The sequence below is a fragment of the Amycolatopsis sp. WAC 04182 genome (assembly GCF_003947465.1).
In the GTDB taxonomy this organism is placed as follows: Bacteria; Actinomycetota; Actinomycetes; order Mycobacteriales; family Pseudonocardiaceae; genus Amycolatopsis.
Window position 1 is genome coordinate 175933 of sequence record NZ_QHJJ01000010.1, and the last position, 16194, is coordinate 192126.

At 68.3% G+C, this 16194-nt stretch carries 18 protein-coding genes; 8 read left to right on the plus strand and 10 right to left on the minus strand.

The annotated features are described in order from the left end of the window. Window positions 1-16: 16 nt before the first annotated feature. From DMH01_RS40455 to DMH01_RS40470, 4 genes are read right to left on the minus strand one after another with little or no spacing between them, the layout of a single operon-like run. On the minus strand, window positions 17-1684 hold the full coding sequence (locus tag DMH01_RS40455) for a cytochrome bc complex cytochrome b subunit (RefSeq protein WP_125684437.1): 1668 nt from the start codon (window positions 1682-1684) through the stop codon (window positions 17-19). Next, on the minus strand, window positions 1681-2814 hold the full coding sequence (locus tag DMH01_RS40460; protein ID WP_125684439.1) for a ubiquinol-cytochrome c reductase iron-sulfur subunit: 1134 nt from the start codon (window positions 2812-2814) through the stop codon (window positions 1681-1683). Before DMH01_RS40460 ends, DMH01_RS40455 begins: the two co-directional genes overlap by 4 nt. Next, entirely contained in the window at window positions 2811-3629 is an 819-nt protein-coding gene (locus DMH01_RS40465) for a c-type cytochrome (RefSeq protein WP_125684441.1), read from the minus strand. Before DMH01_RS40465 ends, DMH01_RS40460 begins: the two co-directional genes overlap by 4 nt. Before the next feature lie 55 nt (window positions 3630-3684). Beyond that, window positions 3685-4308 carry a heme-copper oxidase subunit III gene (locus tag DMH01_RS40470; RefSeq protein WP_091599208.1) on the minus strand — a complete coding sequence of 208 codons (624 nt, stop codon included), beginning with the start codon at window positions 4306-4308 and terminating at the stop codon, window positions 3685-3687. 95 nt (window positions 4309-4403) lie between these two features. Here DMH01_RS40470 and DMH01_RS40475 point away from each other — a divergent pair, with 95 nt between their 5' ends. The 3 genes from DMH01_RS40475 (at window position 4404) to trpD (ending at window position 6358) form a co-directional block, all read left to right on the plus strand. Next, window positions 4404-4820 carry a hypothetical protein gene (locus tag DMH01_RS40475; protein ID WP_125684443.1) on the plus strand — a complete coding sequence of 139 codons (417 nt, stop codon included), beginning with the start codon at window positions 4404-4406 and terminating at the stop codon, window positions 4818-4820. Window positions 4821-4881: 61 nt separating this feature from the next. Next, on the plus strand, window positions 4882-5322 hold the full coding sequence (locus tag DMH01_RS40480) for a hypothetical protein (RefSeq protein ID WP_125684609.1): 441 nt from the start codon (window positions 4882-4884) through the stop codon (window positions 5320-5322). Between the two features lie 4 nt (window positions 5323-5326). Further along, window positions 5327-6358 carry an anthranilate phosphoribosyltransferase gene (trpD, locus tag DMH01_RS40485; RefSeq protein WP_125684445.1) on the plus strand — a complete coding sequence of 344 codons (1032 nt, stop codon included), beginning with the start codon at window positions 5327-5329 and terminating at the stop codon, window positions 6356-6358. 286 nt (window positions 6359-6644) lie between these two features. Here the strand turns inward: trpD and DMH01_RS40490 are convergent, their stop codons facing one another. After that, complete coding sequence (locus DMH01_RS40490; RefSeq protein WP_125684447.1) at window positions 6645-7610, minus strand: helix-turn-helix domain-containing protein; 966 nt, start codon at window positions 7608-7610, stop codon at window positions 6645-6647. 52 nt (window positions 7611-7662) lie between these two features. Between DMH01_RS40490 and DMH01_RS40495 the strand changes: the two genes are divergently transcribed. Beyond that, window positions 7663-8052 carry a cupin domain-containing protein gene (locus DMH01_RS40495; RefSeq protein WP_125684448.1) on the plus strand — a complete coding sequence of 130 codons (390 nt, stop codon included), beginning with the start codon at window positions 7663-7665 and terminating at the stop codon, window positions 8050-8052. On the opposite strand, the gene DMH01_RS40500 is transcribed toward DMH01_RS40495, so the two are convergent. Further along, window positions 8030-9010: a GlxA family transcriptional regulator gene (locus tag DMH01_RS40500; RefSeq protein ID WP_125684450.1), complete on the minus strand. Its 981-nt coding sequence runs from the start codon at window positions 9008-9010 to the stop codon at window positions 8030-8032. The genes DMH01_RS40495 and DMH01_RS40500 overlap by 23 nt on opposite strands. Before the next feature lie 82 nt (window positions 9011-9092). Between DMH01_RS40500 and DMH01_RS40505 the strand changes: the two genes are divergently transcribed. Continuing rightward, a complete protein-coding gene (locus DMH01_RS40505; protein ID WP_125684452.1) occupies window positions 9093-9968 on the plus strand; it encodes a DMT family transporter in 876 nt (291 codons plus the stop codon). Window positions 9969-10033: 65 nt separating this feature from the next. Here DMH01_RS40505 and DMH01_RS40510 read toward each other — a convergent pair whose 3' ends face one another. Beyond that, on the minus strand, window positions 10034-10453 hold the full coding sequence (locus DMH01_RS40510) for a cytochrome c oxidase subunit 4 (protein WP_125684454.1): 420 nt from the start codon (window positions 10451-10453) through the stop codon (window positions 10034-10036). Between the two features lie 40 nt (window positions 10454-10493). Then, on the minus strand, window positions 10494-11444 hold the full coding sequence (locus DMH01_RS40515) for a cytochrome c oxidase subunit II (protein ID WP_199745809.1): 951 nt from the start codon (window positions 11442-11444) through the stop codon (window positions 10494-10496). 217 nt (window positions 11445-11661) lie between these two features. On the opposite strand from DMH01_RS40515, the gene asnB reads away from it, so the two are divergent. Both asnB and DMH01_RS40525 read left to right on the plus strand, forming a co-directional pair. Then, window positions 11662-13596, plus strand: coding sequence for an asparagine synthase (glutamine-hydrolyzing) (gene asnB, locus DMH01_RS40520; protein WP_125684456.1), 1935 nt, complete (start codon window positions 11662-11664; stop codon window positions 13594-13596). A 54-nt stretch (window positions 13597-13650) separates the two neighbouring features. Beyond that, window positions 13651-14304, plus strand: coding sequence for an alpha/beta fold hydrolase (locus tag DMH01_RS40525; protein WP_125684458.1), 654 nt, complete (start codon window positions 13651-13653; stop codon window positions 14302-14304). A 59-nt stretch (window positions 14305-14363) separates the two neighbouring features. Here the strand turns inward: DMH01_RS40525 and DMH01_RS40530 are convergent, their stop codons facing one another. Further along, window positions 14364-15353, minus strand: coding sequence for a carbohydrate kinase family protein (locus DMH01_RS40530; RefSeq protein ID WP_125684460.1), 990 nt, complete (start codon window positions 15351-15353; stop codon window positions 14364-14366). A gap of 141 nt (window positions 15354-15494) precedes the next feature. Between DMH01_RS40530 and DMH01_RS40535 the strand changes: the two genes are divergently transcribed. Beyond that, the gene (locus DMH01_RS40535; protein WP_125684462.1) at window positions 15495-15683 is read left to right on the plus strand and encodes a hypothetical protein; all 189 of its coding nucleotides are present in this window, start codon (window positions 15495-15497) and stop codon (window positions 15681-15683) included. A gap of 72 nt (window positions 15684-15755) precedes the next feature. Here the strand turns inward: DMH01_RS40535 and DMH01_RS40540 are convergent, their stop codons facing one another. Beyond that, window positions 15756-16133, minus strand: coding sequence for an iron-sulfur cluster assembly accessory protein (locus DMH01_RS40540; RefSeq protein WP_125684465.1), 378 nt, complete (start codon window positions 16131-16133; stop codon window positions 15756-15758). Window positions 16134-16194 lie beyond the last annotated feature (61 nt).

Consider the following 16194-nt stretch of genomic DNA (forward strand, 5'->3'; position numbering starts at 1 on the left):
CGTGTCTACCCGGGCCCTAGTGCCCGGAGGTGATCTCCTTGCGCTCCTGCGAAGGCTCGCCACCGATGTCGTCGACCTTGCCGTTGCCGTGCCCGTTGGACCGGGCGCGCTCCAGCGCGATCGTCTCCTCGACCGGGTCCGGGGACCAGGTCGAACCGGCGACGGCGTGCCCCGCCGAGCCGAGCTTGTTCATCTTCTTCGGCACCGACGCGCCCTGGTACTCGAGCGGGAGCGGGTGACCGTGGTCGTCCACCGGGCCGAGCGGCTGGTGGATCTCGATGAACTCACCGTGCGGCAGGCGCTTGATGATGCCGGTTTCGACACCGTGCTCGAGCACCTCGCGGTCGGCCCGCTGGAGGCCGAGGCAGATCCGGTAGGTGATGTAGTAAGCGATCGGCGGCAGCAGCAGGACACCGATCCGGCCCGCCCACGTCGTCGCGTTCAGCGAGATGTCGAAGGCGAACGCGATGATGTCGTTGAAGCCCGACAGCATGATGACCGCGAAGAACGTCAGGGCCATGATGCCCAGCGAGGTCCGCACCGGGACGTCGCGCGGACGCTGCAGCAGGTTGTGGTGCGCGGTGTCCTTGGACAGCTTTCGCTCGATCCAGGGATACATCACCAGCAACCCGATCAGCAGCGGCATCCCGACCGCGCCGGGGAAGAACACCGCCGGGACCGTGTAGTTCCCGAGGTAAAGCTCCCACGCGGGCCAGATCCGCAGCATGCCGTCGGCCCAGGCCATGTACCAGTCCGGCTGCGAACCCGCCGAGACCTGCGCCGCGTTGTACGGGCCGATGTTCCAGATCGGGTTGATCTGGAAGAGGCCCGACATCAGCGCGATGATGCCGGTGACCAGCGCGAAGAACGCGCCGCCCTTGAGCGCGAAGACCGGCATGATGCGGACGCCGACGACGTTGGTCTCCTTGCGGCGCACGCCCGGGAACTGCGTGTGCTTCTGGTACCAGACGAGCGCGAGGTGCGCGGCCACCAGGCCGAGCATGATGCCCGGCAGCAGCAGGATGTGGATCGTGTACAGGCGCGGGATGATCTCGTTGCCGGGGAACTCCCCGCCGAACAGCGCCCAGTGGATCCAGGTGCCCATGACCGGCACCGAGAGCACGATGCCCGACAGGGTCGCGCGGATACCGGTACCGGAGAGCAGGTCGTCCGGGAGCGAGTAGCCGAAGAAGCCTTCGAACATGCCCAGGACCAGCAGCAGCGCACCGATGACCCAGTTCGCCTCACGCGGGCGCCGGAACGCGCCGGTGAAGAAGATCCGGAACATGTGCACCATCATCGAGGCCACGAAGATCAGCGCGGCCCAGTGGTGCAGCTGGCGGACGAACAGACCACCGCGGACGTCGAACGAGATGTCCAGCGTGGTGGCGAAGGCCCGCGACATCTCGACGCCCTGCAGGCCGGTGTAGCTGCCGTTGTAGACGACCTCCTCCATGGAGGGGTCGAAGAACAGCGTGAGATAGACACCCGACAGCAACAGAATGATGAAGCTGTAGAGCGCGATCTCGCCGAGCAGGAACGACCAGTGCGTCGGGAACACCTTGTTGAGCTGGTGTCGCATGCCCTTGGCCAGGTGATACCGGTCGTCGGCCCACTTCGCACCAGCGCCCGCGGCCTTCTCGACCGGGTTCGTCCCCTTCGTCGGGGTGGTGAGTGAACTCATGACTTACGCTCCCAAAAGGCCGGTCCGACGGCCTCGTTGAAGTCTCCGCGCGCGATCAGGTAGCCCTCAGAGTCCACTGTAATCGGAAGCTGGGCCAAGGGCCGGGTCGCCGGCCCGAAAATCGGCTTGGCGTAGTGGAGCGCGTCGAACTGCGACTGGTGACAGGGGCAGAGGATGCGGTTGGTCCGCTGCTCGTACAGGGAGGTCGGGCAGCCCACGTGGCTGCAGATCTTCGTGTACGCGTAGTAGTCGCCGAAGTTGTAGTCCTCCTGGCCCTGACGCTTGACGACCTTGGCGGCGTCGGTCGGGCGGAGACGGATCAGCATGACCGGGTTGTCGACGCGCTTGAAGGCGGCCGACAGCGCGTGCTCGTCGTCCTTCTCGGACTCGCGGTACGGGAACACCGTCTCCATCGCGCCCGCGTCGAGGTCCTCGGCCTTGACCAGGGAGATCTCGTGCGGACGGCCGGTGTTGCGGCGCAGGTAGACCTTCTCTTCCGGGAAGTTCTTCTTCCAGCCCGAGTGCCACAGCGAGTCGCGGTTCTCGGTGTCCTTCCACGGGTCCTTGATGAAGGACGCGACCGGCAGCGCCGCGACGGCGAGGCCGAGCACACCGGCGCCGGCGCCCGCGGACCGCTTGATCATCGAGCGGCGCGCGATGGTGCTGCGGCTGCCCGAGTCGGCGAGCTGGGCGATGATGGTGGCCTTGTCGACCTCTTTGGAACCGCCGTCCCCGCGCTCCTGGACCGAGACCTCGGCCGGGATGAACTTCTTGGTGTAGAGGATCACACCGATACCGAGGCTGAGGACGGCGAGCCCGAGGGTGATCCCGAGCAGCGGCGTGTACAGCGTGTACTGGGTGTAGCCGTGCGTGCCCGGCTCCTTGTACTCGAACCAGTGCGGCCACGCGATGAGGACCACGAACGCGAGGCCGGACAGCGCGGCCAGCACGAACCAGAGGGCGACGGCGCGCTCGGCGCGCTTCTCCGCCCGGGTCCCCTCGACCGGCCACGGCTGCGGGTACTCCACGATCTCGACCCCGTCGAGCGCGGTACCCAGCTTGACCAGCTGGTCGCGATCCATGTCCGCCAATTCCGCCTCTGTCGGCGGCTTCGGCCCTTCGGCGCTCATGCCTTCGATCCAATCCACAACGTCACGCCGATCAGCGCGGCGATCCCGACGATCCACGCGATCGCGCCCTCCGAGGCCGGGCCAAGACCGCCGAGCGAGCTACCGCCGGGTGAGTTGTTCCCGTGACTCACGGACTTGACGAACGCGATGATGTCCTTCTTCTCCTCCGGCGACAGCTGCCGGTCGGAGAACTTGGGCATGTTCTGCGGCCCGGTGAGCATCGCGGTGTAGATCTGCTCTTCCGTGGCGGGGTCCAGGTTCGGGGCGAACTTGCCCGAGGAGAGCGCGCCGCCGCGGCCGGTGAAGCCGTGGCAGGAGGCGCAGTTGAGCCGGAAGAGCTCGCTGCCGCGCGCGACGTCCTCGCCGCGCAGCGCGTCACCCTTCTCGGCGGGACGCTGCGCGCCGCCACCGTTGGCCTGGATGTAGGCACCCAGCGCGTTGATCTCGGCCTCGGACAGCTTCGGCGGCTTCCGCTGCGCCTGGGCTTCCTGCCGGACCGCGGGCATGCGGCCGGTGGAGGTCTGGAAGTACACGGCCGCGTCGCCGATGCCGATGAGGCTCGGGCCACGGTCGGTGACACCTTCGAGCTTCGGCCCGTGACATTCGATACACGTGTTGTTGTAGAGCTTCTCGCCCTCACGCAGGAGGGCGGATTCGCCCTGCGCCTGCGCGGTCTGCGGCTCCGGGGCGAAAACGGCGTACAACCCGCCCACGCTCAGCAGCGCGATCCCGAGCGCCAGCGCGCCGGCGAACCGCCTGCGAGCCTTCGACCGCTTGCGGAAGCGGCGCTCCGTGTTGTTCTTGCTGGAGGTCATCTTGCGGCAACCCTTGCTGTCAGTTCAGGCCGATAGGTCGTGGTGGCGGCTTCGTTCACGGAAGGATGTAGATCACCGCGAACAGGCCCACCCACACGATGTCGACGAAGTGCCAGTAGTACGACACGACGATCGCCGAGGTGGCCTGAGCCGGGGTGAACTTGCTCAGCTTGGTGCGGATGAGCAAGTACACGAACGCGATGAGCCCGCCGATGACGTGCAGGCCGTGGAACCCGGTCGCGAGGTAGAAGACCGTGCCGTACGCGCCGGACGGGATCGTCAGCCCCTCGTGGATCAGGTTCAGGTACTCGTAAGCCTGGCCACCCACGAAGATCGCGCCCATGATCAACGTGATGATGTACCAGCGGCGGAGGCCGAACACGTCACCCTTTTCGGCGGCGAACACACCGAACTGGCAGGTGAACGACGACGCCACGAGGATCACGGTGAACGGGATCGCCAGCGCGATGTTCAGGTGGAAGGGCTCACCGTGCAGCGGCGGCGGCCATTGGCCGGACGCGTTCTGCGCCTTCACGGTGAAGAACATGGCGAACAGTCCGGCGAAGAACATCAGTTCGCTGGACAGCCACACGATGGTGCCGACACTGACCATGTTCGGCCGGTTCAGCGAGTGGACCCGCTGGCTGATGGTGGGAGCTGCCGTTGTCACGCGTCGCATTATGTCCTCTCACGCACGGGGCCCGCCGGGTGGGTCCACGGCAAGTCGCGTGCGTGTCGGGTCACATCTGAACGAAAGTGGGAACAGGGCTACTCATGGGTTTACTAGATCGGCTTCGTGACCTGGTCAAGAAGCCGAAGCTCCCAGGCCTGACGGTCGACACGCCCGGCGTGGAGATCGTCGTGGAGGCCTTCGATCCCGCCGAGGCGGATTCTTCGGCGTTGTCGAGATCACCCGCTTGGGTCGCCGAAGCGCCCGCGATCCTGCGCCATCACTTGAAGCTGCCGCCCGAAAAGGTGGCGGAGGCGGCCTCGATCCTCGCCCAGGACGGCTGGGAGCTGCGAGAACAAGGCCTCGACGGCGATTTCGCCCTCGCGCACGCGGTGCGGGTCCAGACCCTCGACGCGCTGCACTGCGCGCAGGAACGGTCGCGGATGGCGGGCCTCGCGCAGCGGCTCGGCGGCGATTCCCTGGGGTGGGACGCGCTCCAGCCGTCGGGTGCGTCCACGTGATGTCGGTCATGGCGGATAACATCGCGGGGTCGACATGACTAGACGAGGCGGAGGCGCGCTCATGGGCGAGCAGGCGATGCGGATCCTGGTGTTCAGCCACAAGGCGGAGGTGCGCGAGGCGATCATCAACGCCGTCGGCCGCAGGCCCGCCGCCGACCTCGGCCGGGTGGACTACACCGAGGCGTCCGGCATCTCCGAGGTCCTCGTCGAGATGGACGCGGGCAACGTGGACCTGGCCATCCTCGACGGCGAGGCCCAGCCGACCGGGGGCATCGGGCTGACCCGTCAGCTGAAGAACGAGATCGGGGTGGGGGCGGGTCGGGCCGGTGAGAACACAGACTGCCCGCCGATCATCGTTTCGGTCCGGCGCAAGGACGACCGCTGGCTCGCGACCTGGTCGCAGGCCGACGCGGTGCTGGTCCACCCGCTCGACCCGCTGACCGCCGCCGAGACCGTCGCCGACGTGCTGCGCGCCCGGCGGGTGCCGGCCGTGCACGGCTGAGCCGATGAGCGCGGCCGCCAAAACCTGGCCTTCCCTGCTCAATCAGCTCATCGCGCGCGCGGACCTGTCCGAGGAGGACACCGCGTGGGCGATGGACCAGATCATGAGCGGGGCGGCGACGCCCTCCCAGATCGCGGGGTTCGCCGTCGCGCTGCGCGCGAAGGGTGAGACACCGGCGGAGATCTCCGGCATGGCCGACGCCATGCTGGCGCACGCCAGGCGGGTGACGATCGACGGGCCGTCGGTGGACATCGTCGGCACCGGCGGCGACCGGTCCAACTCGGTCAACATCTCCACCATGGCCACGGTGGTGACGGCCGCGGCGGGCGCGCCGGTGGCCAAGCACGGCAACCGGAGCGCGTCGTCGAAGTCCGGCGCGGCCGACGTGCTGGAGGAACTGGGCGTCACCATCGACCTGCCGCCCGAGATGGTCCAGCGCAGCGTGAACGAACTGGGCATCGGTTTCTGCTTCGCGCCGAAGTTCCACCCCGCCCTGCGGCACGCCGGGCCGACCCGCGGCGAACTGGGCGTGCCGACGACGTTCAACCTGCTCGGTCCCCTGACGAACCCGGCGCAGCCGCGCAGCTCGCTGATCGGCTGCGCGTACGAGGACAAGACCCGCGTGCTGGCCGAGGTGTTCGCGCGGCGCGGCATGACCGTGCTGCTGGTGCGCGGCGACGACGGGCTGGACGAGCTCACCACCACGACCACGAGTTCGGTGTGGGTGGTCTCCGGTGGCGAGATCACCGAGCGGAGCTTCGATCCCGCGTCGCTGGACATCCCCCGGGTGACCGCGGAGGACCTGCGCGGCGGCGACGCGGCGCACAACGCCGAAGTGTTCCGTCAGGTGATGGCCGGGAAGACCGGGCCGGTGCGGGACGCGGTCCTGCTCAACTCGGCGGCCGCGCTGGCGGCTTTCACCGGGTTCTCGGGATCGCTGGAAGACGACCTGGCCGCCGGGCTCGCGCGGGCGGCCGCGGCCGTCGATTCCGGTGCGGCGGCCGACCTGCTGAACCGGTGGATCGCCTTCGCCTGACCTCGTGACCCCCCAGACCACCACCGCGCTTGCTCGCCCCCCAGTACATGAAGGCCCCCTTCCTTGCGCCTGGCGCAAGGAAGGGGGCCTTCATGTACTGGGGGGGTGCGAAGGTCGAGTTTCCTCGGCTGAGCCGAGGGAAGGGGTCCTTCACGCGCGACCGCTGTGACTGCTGGGCCTGGTGGTGTTGCTGAGGCTGAGGTGACGATCGCGTAGTCCGTGACCACCGGGCCGCGACCTTCAAGTAGACACCTAAGACACCCTTGGCCCTAACCGTCCTTACCACTCACGAAGCGGTACTGAACCGCGCCCGGTAAGCCGTAGGCGTCAGCCCAGTAGCCCGCCGAAGCTGCGTACGCAGGTTCGCGGCGGTACCGAACCCCGACGCCCGCGCCACCCGGTCCAGCCGTTGCTCCCCGCGCTCGATCAGCCGGCACGCCAGCGCGATCCGTTCGGTGGTGAGCCACGCCAGCGGCGTCGTCCCCAGTTCGGCGCGGAACCGCCGGTGCAGCGTCGCCTGGCTGGCCGCCGCCCGCGCGGCGAGATCGGCGACGGTCAGCGGGCGGTCCAGCCGTTCACGCGCCCAGGCGAGCACCGGTGCCAGCGAGGTGTCCGGCACCGGCGGCAGCGGCCGCTCGACGAACTGCCGTTGACCGCCGTCGCGGTGTCCGGCGAACACCAGCCGCCTGCTCACCGCGTTGGCGATCTCGGCGCCGTGGTCGCGGCTGATCAGGTGCAGCCCCAGATCGAGCGCGGCCGCGCTGCCCGCGGCGGTCAGGACGTCGCCGTCGTCGACGAAGAGGACGTCCGGCTCAAGCAGCACCTCGGGATACAGCTCACGGAAGAGTCCCGCCCACTTCCAGTGGGTCGTCGCGCGCCGTCCGTCCAGGACACCGGCCTGCGCGAGGGTGAAGGCTCCGGTGCAGAAGCTCACCAGCCGGGCACCCCGCGCGGCCGCGGCGCGGATGGCCGCCAGGACCTCTTCCCTGGCCGGGTTCTCCGGGTCGGGCCGGTTGGGGACGATCACCGTGTCCGCGGTCTCGACGGCTTCGAGCCCGGCGACGCCGGTGAGCGTGAACATGCCCAGGTGCATGCGCACGGACGGCTCGGCGGCGCACAGGGTGAAGCCGTACCAGGGCCTGTCCAGTTCCGGCCGCCGCAGGCCGAAGAGTTCGGTCGCGACGCCCATTTCGAAGGGGTTGGACCCTTCGTCGACCAGGACGGCGACCTCGTGCGAGGAATCATGCGACATATGCGATTCCTAGCACTCACTCCTCCTGCGGTCCAGTGACGAGGATCGGGACATGAGCAAGCAACCGATCGATCTGGACACCGCGCTGGCCGGCTTCGACGAGATCTGGAGCCCGCGGATCGCCGCCCACGTCAACGACTACGACGTCCGCCTCGCCAAGGTCGCGGGCGAGCACGTCTGGCACGTCCACGAGAACACCGACGAGTTCTTCCTCGTCCTCGACGGCACCTTGGACATCGCGTTGCGCGAAAACACGGGCGAACGGGTCGTCACCCTGCCGCGCGGCTCGATGTTCGTCGTCCCGCGCGGGACGTATCACAAACCGTCCTCAGTGGACGGTGCGTCGCTGTTGCTCTTCGAGCCGACGGGAACGCTCACGGTCGGGGACGCGCACGAAGAGGTCCCCGACCATGTCCATGTCACCGTGGGGCAGGAGATCTAGCCGGGGAAAACGTTCTGCGGTAAGCACTCGGGCTGGTCCCGCGCAGCTTGCCGAACTGATGCCGCAGCGCCGCGGCGGAGGCGTAACCACAGGCGACCGCTATGTCCTCAATGGACAGACGGTCTTCTTCGAGCAGGGACTGCGCGCGGTCGAGGCGGCGTTCGGTGAGCCATCGGTGCGGTGTCGTCCCGGTGGCCGCCGAGAACCGGCGCAGGAACGTGCGCTCCCCCAACCCGCTGCGCCGGGCGAGTTCCGCGACGGTGAACGGCTGATCCAAACGCCGCTCGATCCATTCGAGCGCCTCGGCGAGCACGGTGTCGTCCGGCGCGGCGGTCTCGGGCACCGGCGCCTGCACGAACTGCGCCTGCCCGCCGACCCGGTGCGGCGCCGCGACCATCCGCCTGGCCAGCGTGGTGGCCGCGGCGACGCCGCGCAGTTCCCGCACCAGATGCAGGCACAGGTCGACGGCGGCGACGGTTCCCGCGCTGGTGAGGACGCCGCCGTCGTCGACGTACAACGCCTTCGGATCGACCTTCGCCGTCGGGAAGCGCGACCGGAACTCCTGTTCGTAGACCCAGTGCACGGTGCAGTTGCGCCCGTCGAGCAGCCCCGCGTACCCGAGCGAGAAGACACCCGCGCAGAAGCCCGCGACCCAGGCGCCCCGGCCGGCCGCGTCACGCAGGACTTCGAGCACCGGCTCCGGCGGGCTCGCGCTGCGCGGCGCGCAGGTAGGGACGATCAGCAGGTCCGCCGACGCCGCGAAGTCCAGGCTCTCCAGGCCGTCGAGCCCGAAGCCGGACCAGCTCAGGACGTTCTCGCCGCCGGGCGAGCACACCGCGAAATCCCAGCCCTCGATGCCGTCGGCGCTGCGATCGGTGCCGAAGACCTCACAAGCGACGCCGAGTTCGAACGGCGAGACCTGGTCGGCGAGCACCACCGCGACCTTCTTCACATCCATCCGCGCAGTGTGTCACAAGTTTTGCGGTCGATGTCATCTCTGACACTGGTTGAACGCGGAAGCGACGGCGAAAGTGGTCGCCATGAACAAGAACAACCCCGTGTTGCAGTGGACCGCCGCGATGGCACTCTCCGGCACGATCGGTGCCGTCGTTCTCGAAAGCGGCGCCGAAGCGCCCGCCGTGGCGTTCGCGAGGAGCCTCGTCGGCGGCCTGCTGCTCCTGGTGTGGAGCGCCGCCAGGGGCTGGCTCCGCCCTTGGACGCTCAGCCGCCGTGACCTGCTGCTCGCCGTCCTCGGCGGGCTGTTCCTGGTCGGGAACTGGGTCCTGCTGTTCGCCTCGTACTCGCTGTCGTCGATCGGGGTCAGCACCGTCGTCTACCACACCCAGCCGCTGATGCTGGTCGGTCTCGCGGCGGCGTTCCTCGGCGAGAAGATGGCGAAGAGCCAGCTGGTCCGGGCGCTGATCGCGTTCGGCGGGGTGACGCTCATCTCGTTGTCCGCGCACGGCGCCGACGGGAAACCCGTGCGCCTGGAGGGGATCGCGCTCGCCCTCGGCGCGGCCGCGCTGTACGCCGGCGCTTCCTTCGTCGCGAAGCAGCTCAAGCACGTCCGCCCGCACGTCCTGGCGGCCGTCCAGCTGGTGACCGGCACGATCGTGCTCGCACCCGCCCTGCTCGTCACGCCGCTGCCCGCGGACACCGCAGGCCTGCTGTGGCTGGTCCTGCTCGGGACCGTGCACACCGCGCTGATGTACGTCCTGATGTACGCGAGCATCGGGAAGCTGCCGACCACGACGGTGGCGCTGCTGTCCTACGTCTATCCGGTGGTCGCGGTGGTGGTGGACGTCCTCGCCTACGGGCACCGGCCGACGTGGCCGGAAGGTCTGGGCATGCTGGCCGTCCTGGCCGCGGCGCTGGCCCCGAAACGCACTGAGACACGCCAGCCTGCCCGCGTTTAGTCCTCTGAATGCGAAAACGGCGCCCGGCTCCACAGGGAGCGGGGCGCCGTTTCGGCGTCAAGAGGTCAGTCGTGGTTCGGGCCCGTGTGGTACTCGAACACCAGCCCGCCGATGGCGACGATGACCAGGCCCAGCGCGATGATCAGCAGCCAGATGTGGAAGAACGCGAGCGCGACACCGGTCAGCGCGGCGGCCGCCGCGAGACCGACCGGCCAGTAGCTGCCCGGGCTGAAGAAGCCCAGCTCACCGGCGCCGTCGCTGATCTCGGCGTCTTCCCGGTCCTCCGGCCGCGGCTCGATGCGCCGCGCCACGAACTGCAGGTAGCTCCCGGCCAGGAAGGCCAGGCCACCGGTGAGGATCAGGGCCACCACACCGACCGGCTCGACGCCGTCCCGGGTCATCGTTCCGGTCATGTACGCGTAGATACCCGCCACGACGACGGAGAAGACCGCGACGAGGAAGAAAATCCGTCCTTCGACCTTCATGGACGTTGCCTCACTCCTGTTTCGGGCTCGAACAGCCGGGTCAGTTGGACGCGACCCGCGCGGTGCGGTCGGTGTTGAACGGGGTGGTGGTGACGGCGTAGGGCGAGCACAGTTCGCCGCAGTTCATCGCCGTCAGCGCCTCGGAGGCGGTGTTCGGCTTGCCGCTCTTCGGGTTCACCGTGCCGCGGAGCTGGATGTACTGCGCGTACTTGTCCGGCGAGAGCGCCCTGACCTCGAAGTTCATCCCCGAGTGGTAGGTGCCGCACAGTTCGGCGCAGCGGCCGACGAACGAACCTTCCTTGTCGATCAGGTTCTGGAAGGTGAAGTCCTGGTTGTTCTTCTCCGGGTCCGGCATGACGTCCCGCTTGAAGTTGAACTCCGGGACCCAGAACGAGTGGATGACGTCGGCCGACCGCAGGTTGTACTGGATCGTCTTGTTCGTCGGCAGGACCAGCAGCGGGATCTCGGTCGAGCTGCCGACCGTGGTGATCTCGGGGTCGTCGTGGTTCTTGGAGTCGCTCTTGTACTTGAACTCCCAGTTCCACTGGAACGCGACGATGTCGACCGTGACGTCCGGGTTGTCCGTCTCGGCGAGCACGCGGTTCTCGGTGGTCGCGGTGAAGAAGAACAGCACGCAGACCATGATCGTCGGGACGACGACCGTGAAGATCTCCAGCGGGATGTTGTACTGGAACTGACGGGGCAGTTCCTCCTCCGCGCCGTCGGCGGTCTTCTTCTTGCGGTGGAAGATCGCGGTCCAGAAGATCAGCGCCCAGACGATGACACCGACGGCCAGCGCGGCGATGACGGTCCACGTCCACAGGGTCTGCATGTCGCGCGCCTGCGGGGTCACCCCGACGGGCCAGCCGAAGCGGAGGATCTCTTCCCCGGAACAGCCCGTCGCCGTCAGCATCACCAGCGCGGCGAGCGCGGCGACGCGGAGAGACCGCGTGGTTTTGATTCGAGGCACGCTTCCCCGCCGAGAATCCATTAGCTCGCGCTCTGGATTTCCCACTGCGCCTTGCCCTTTCACCCAGAGCCTCCTCGACCGATCTTCGTGACAGGCGGAGCCTAGCCGAGTTGCGGCGCCGCGCTGACCAAGGGGTGACCCCAACACGCGTATCCCCCACCACATCCGGGTGTACACACCCACCGGCATACTGGGCCCTTCTCCCCCGCTCGGCCAACAAGAGGTGTGTGAACTAGACGTGTGCGGCCTGCTTGGACTGATCTGTTCGACCGAAGCCGACGCGGCGAGCGCCCGTGACGCCGTCGACGCGGCCATGCGCTGCCAGCGGCACCGGGGCCCCGACGAGCACGACACCTGGGCCGACGCCGAGGTCGTCTACGGGTTCAACCGGCTGGCCTTCATCGACGTCGACCACGCCCACCAGCCGCTGATCTGGGGCCCGCCGGAGGCCCCCGAGCGCTACACGCTGAACTTCAACGGCGAGATCTACAACTACAAAGAGCTGCGCGACGAGCTGGCCGCCGAGCACGGTGCGAAATTCGCCACAGAGGGTGACGGCGAGGCGATCGTCGCGGCGTACCACTACCTCGGCGACGACGCGGTGAAGAAGCTGCGCGGGATGTTCGCCTTCATGATCTGGGACTCCCAGGAGAAGGTCGTCTTCGGCGCGCGCGACCCGTTCGGCATCAAGCCGCTGTTCTACTCCGCCGGCCCCGGCAAGGTCGCCTTCTCCAGTGAGAAGAAGAGCCTGCTGGAGCTCTCCGGCGTGCTCGGGGTCGAAGACAAGCTGGACAAGACGGCACTGCAGCACTACCTGGTGCTGCAGTACGTGCCGGAGCCCGAATCGATGCACACCGGGATCCGCCGCGTCGAGTCCGGCACGTCGTTCCGGGTCGTCCCCGGCGGCGACGTCGAGTTCACGCGGTACTTCCACCCGCAGTTCAACGCGAAGCCGGTCAACAGCCAGGCCGAAGCCGACGAGCTGTACGAGCGCATCGCCGATGTGATGCGCGACTCGGTCGGCAAGCACATGATCTCCGACCCGGACGTCACCGTCGGCGCGTTCCTCTCCGGCGGCATCGACTCCACCGCGACCGCGACGCTGGCCAAGGAGCACAACCCGAACCTGATCGCGTTCACCACCGGGTTCGAGCGCGAGGGCTACTCCGAGGTCGACGTCGCCGCCGAATCGGCCGCCGCGATCGGCGTGAAGCACGTGGTCCGCACGGTGTCGGCGGACGAGATGATGGAGGCGCTGCCGCTCATCGTCTGGTACCTCGACGACCCGGTGGCCGACCCGGCGCTCGTGCCGCTGTGGTTCATCGCCCGCGAAGCCCGCAAGCACGTCAAGGCGGTGCTGTCCGGTGAAGGCGCCGACGAGCTCTTCTGCGGCTACACGATCTACAACGAGCCGATCTCGCTGGCGCCGTTCGAGAAGATCCCCGGCGGGATGCGGAAGATCATCGGCAAGGTCTCCACGAAGATCCCGGAAGGCACCCGCGGCAAGGACCTGCTGCGGCGCGGGGCGCTGCCGCTGGAGGACCGCTACTACGGCAACGCGCGCAACTTCCGCGACGACCAGCTCCGCAAGGTGCTGCGCACATACGAGGACGGGATCGGCTTCAAGGACGTCACCGCGCCTTGGTACAAGATCTCCGAGAACTGGGACCCGGTCGCGCGGATGCAGCACGTCGACCTCTACACCTGGCTGCGCGGCGACATCCTGGTCAAGGCCGACAAGGTGACCATGGCGAACTCGCTGGAACTGCGCGTGCCGTTCCTCGACGCCGAGGTGTTCAAGGTCGCCTCGACCATCCCGCTCGACCAGAAGCTCGCGCACGGCACCACGAAGTACGCGCTGCGCCAGGCGCTGGCGAAGATCATCCCGGGACACGTGCTGAACCGGCGCAAACTGGGCTTCCCGGTGCCGATCCGGCTGTGGCTGCGCAACGAGATGTACGACTGGGCGAAGGGCATCATCTCGGACTCGCGGACCGACGCGCTGCTCGACAAGAAGGCCGTCCTGGCGCTGCTCGAAGAGCACAAGGCCGGGCAGCTCGACCGCAGCCGTCAGCTGTGGGCGCTGCTGGTGTTCATGCTGTGGCACGGCATCTTCGTCGAGAACCGCATCAAGCCCGAGGTGCCGGAACCCGTCTACCCGGTGAAGCTCTAGTCACGACTCCGCACCGGCCTTCACCGGTCATCCGGTGAAGGCCAGCATGGAGGGATGGACTTCGTCCTCGTGCACGGCACGACGCAGAGCCCGGCGGGCTGGGACCGGGTGGCCAAGCTGCTCACCGCCGCCGGGCACCGCGCGATCGCCGTGGACCTGCTGACCCCGGTGGAGCTGCCGATCGAGGGCTACGCGCAGCACGCGCGGGAGCAGTACGACGGCGGACGGCCGGTCGTCGTGGCCCATTCCGGGTCCGGCGTGCTGCTTCCCGCGATCGCCGAAGCGCTCGACGCGCGGGCCATGGTGTGGGTCGCCGCCTACATCCCCGACTTCGACGGCGGGCGAAGCCTTCGCGACGAGGCACCGGCCGTGCTCGAACCCGACTGGATCGGCGTGGACCCGACGGCCGATCCCGCGAAAGCGTCGGAATTCCTGTTCCACGACTGCGATCCCGAGACCGAACGGCTGGCATTGACCAGTCTGCGGTTGTTCAGTCCCGCGGTGCTCGCGGCGCATCCCGCCGGGGCCGCGCCGGAGATCCCGTCGACGGTGATCGTCCCCACCCGGGACCGCACGCTCCGGCCGGAGTGGATGCGCCGGGCCGCGCGGGACCGGCTCGGCGTCACCGCGATCGAGATCGACTCCGGGCACTGCCCGCACGTTTCGAGGCCCGCCGAACTCGCCGGCATCCTGACCCACCGCGCGTGAAGGCCCCCTTCCCTCGGCTGAGCCGAGGGAAGGGGGCCTTCACGCGCTATGACTCCGGCTCAAGCGGGCAGGATCGCCGCGATCTCCTCGGCGGACTCCGGTCCGAAGGCCTCCTTGAGGCGGGCGAGGACGTCGGCGCGGTCGAAGGACCATTCCTGCGTGCCCACGGTCTCCAGCACCAGCACGGCGATCAGCGAGCCCAGCTGCGCCGCACGCTCCAGGCCGAGTCCGCCGTCGATACCGGCGATGAACCCGGCGCGGAAGCCGTCGCCGACACCGGTCGGGTCGACCTTGCCGCGCTCCGGGACCGCGCCGATCTGCAGCGCGAGGCCGCCCTTGCCGACGATCTCGACGCCCTTCTCCCCGAGCGTGGTGATCCGCATGCCGACCCGGTCGAGGACGTCGGCCTCGGTCCAGCCGGTCTTCTGCAGCAGCAGTTCCCATTCGTAGTCGTTGCTGAACAGGTACATCGCGCCCTCGACGAAGGCGCGCACCTGCTCGCCGTCCATCCTGGCCAGCTGCTGCGAGGGGTCCACGGCGAAGGTGTAGCCGCGCTGGCGGCACTCCTCGGCGTGCCGGACCATGCCTTCGGGGTCGTCCGGGCTGATCAGCACGAGCGACAGCTCACCGGCGTGCGTGGCGACCGGCTCCAGCTCGATGTTGCGGGATTCCGCCATCGCGCCGGCGTAGAAGGTGGCGATCTGACAGAGGTCCTCGTCGGTGGTGCAGACGAAGCGGGCGGTGTGCGCGACCTCGGAGACCAGCACCCCGGCGGTGTCGACGCCGTGCCGCTCGAGCCAAGACCGATAGTCGGCGAAGTCGGAGCCCACCGCGCCGACCAGGATCGGACGCTTGCCCAGCACCCCGAGCCCGAAGGCGATGTTCGCGCCGATCCCGCCCCGCCGGACGACGAGGTCATCGGCCAGGAAGCTCAGGGACACCCGGTGCAGCTGCTCGGCGACGAGCTGCTCGGCGAACCTGCCTGGGAAGTGCATGAGGTGGTCGGTTGCGATACTGCCGGATACCGCGATCCTGGCGTTGTCTGCCACCGGTTCTCCTTGATCGGTCGGCCCCGCCGAAGCGAGGACGGCTAAGTTACCCGCAGGTCATGCCCCATACGGGTTGCTTCGGGCACGGCCATCGACACTACCGGTTGGTAGTGGTGTCCTACTCGAACACGAGTCATTAGCTTGTCGTTCGTGACCACTTCCACGTATCACCTCGAACCGGAATCGATCGGCGAACTCATCGCCGACTGTGCCGGCATCCCGTCGTCCCTCCAGGCCGAGAACCTGCCACTGCCCCGGCAGATCGCTCCGCCCTGGACCGTGGACGAGCGGTGCCTCGCCCAGGTCGCCGATCTGGACGCCTACGTCTGATCCCGTTCCGGGCATGAAGAAGGGCCGCGACCTGGGTGAGGTTCGCGGCCCTTCTTCATGCCTCGACGCGGATCAGTGGAAACTGTCGCCGCAGGCGCAGCTGCCGGTCGCGTTGGGGTTGTCGATCGTGAAGCCCTGCTTCTCGATCGAGTCGACGAAGTCGATCACGGCGCTCGACACGTACGGCGCGCTCATCCGGTCCACGGCGACACGAAGGCCGTCGAAGTCACGGAACAGGTCACCGTCGAGCGTGCGCTCGTCGAAGAACAGCTGGTAGCGCAGGCCCGCGCACCCACCGGGCTGGACGGCGATGCGCAGGTGCATGTCGTCGCGGCCCTCCTGCTCGAGCAGGGCCTTCGCCTTGCCGGCGGCGGCGTCGGTCAACGTGACGCCGTGGGTCTCCTCGGCGGTTTCGGCCTGAGCTGCGGCTGCCTGCTCAGCGGTCGTCATGGTTCTCCCTCTGGTCGAACTCGCTGCGGGTACTCGTCTTGCACATGGTCCAACACGTCGG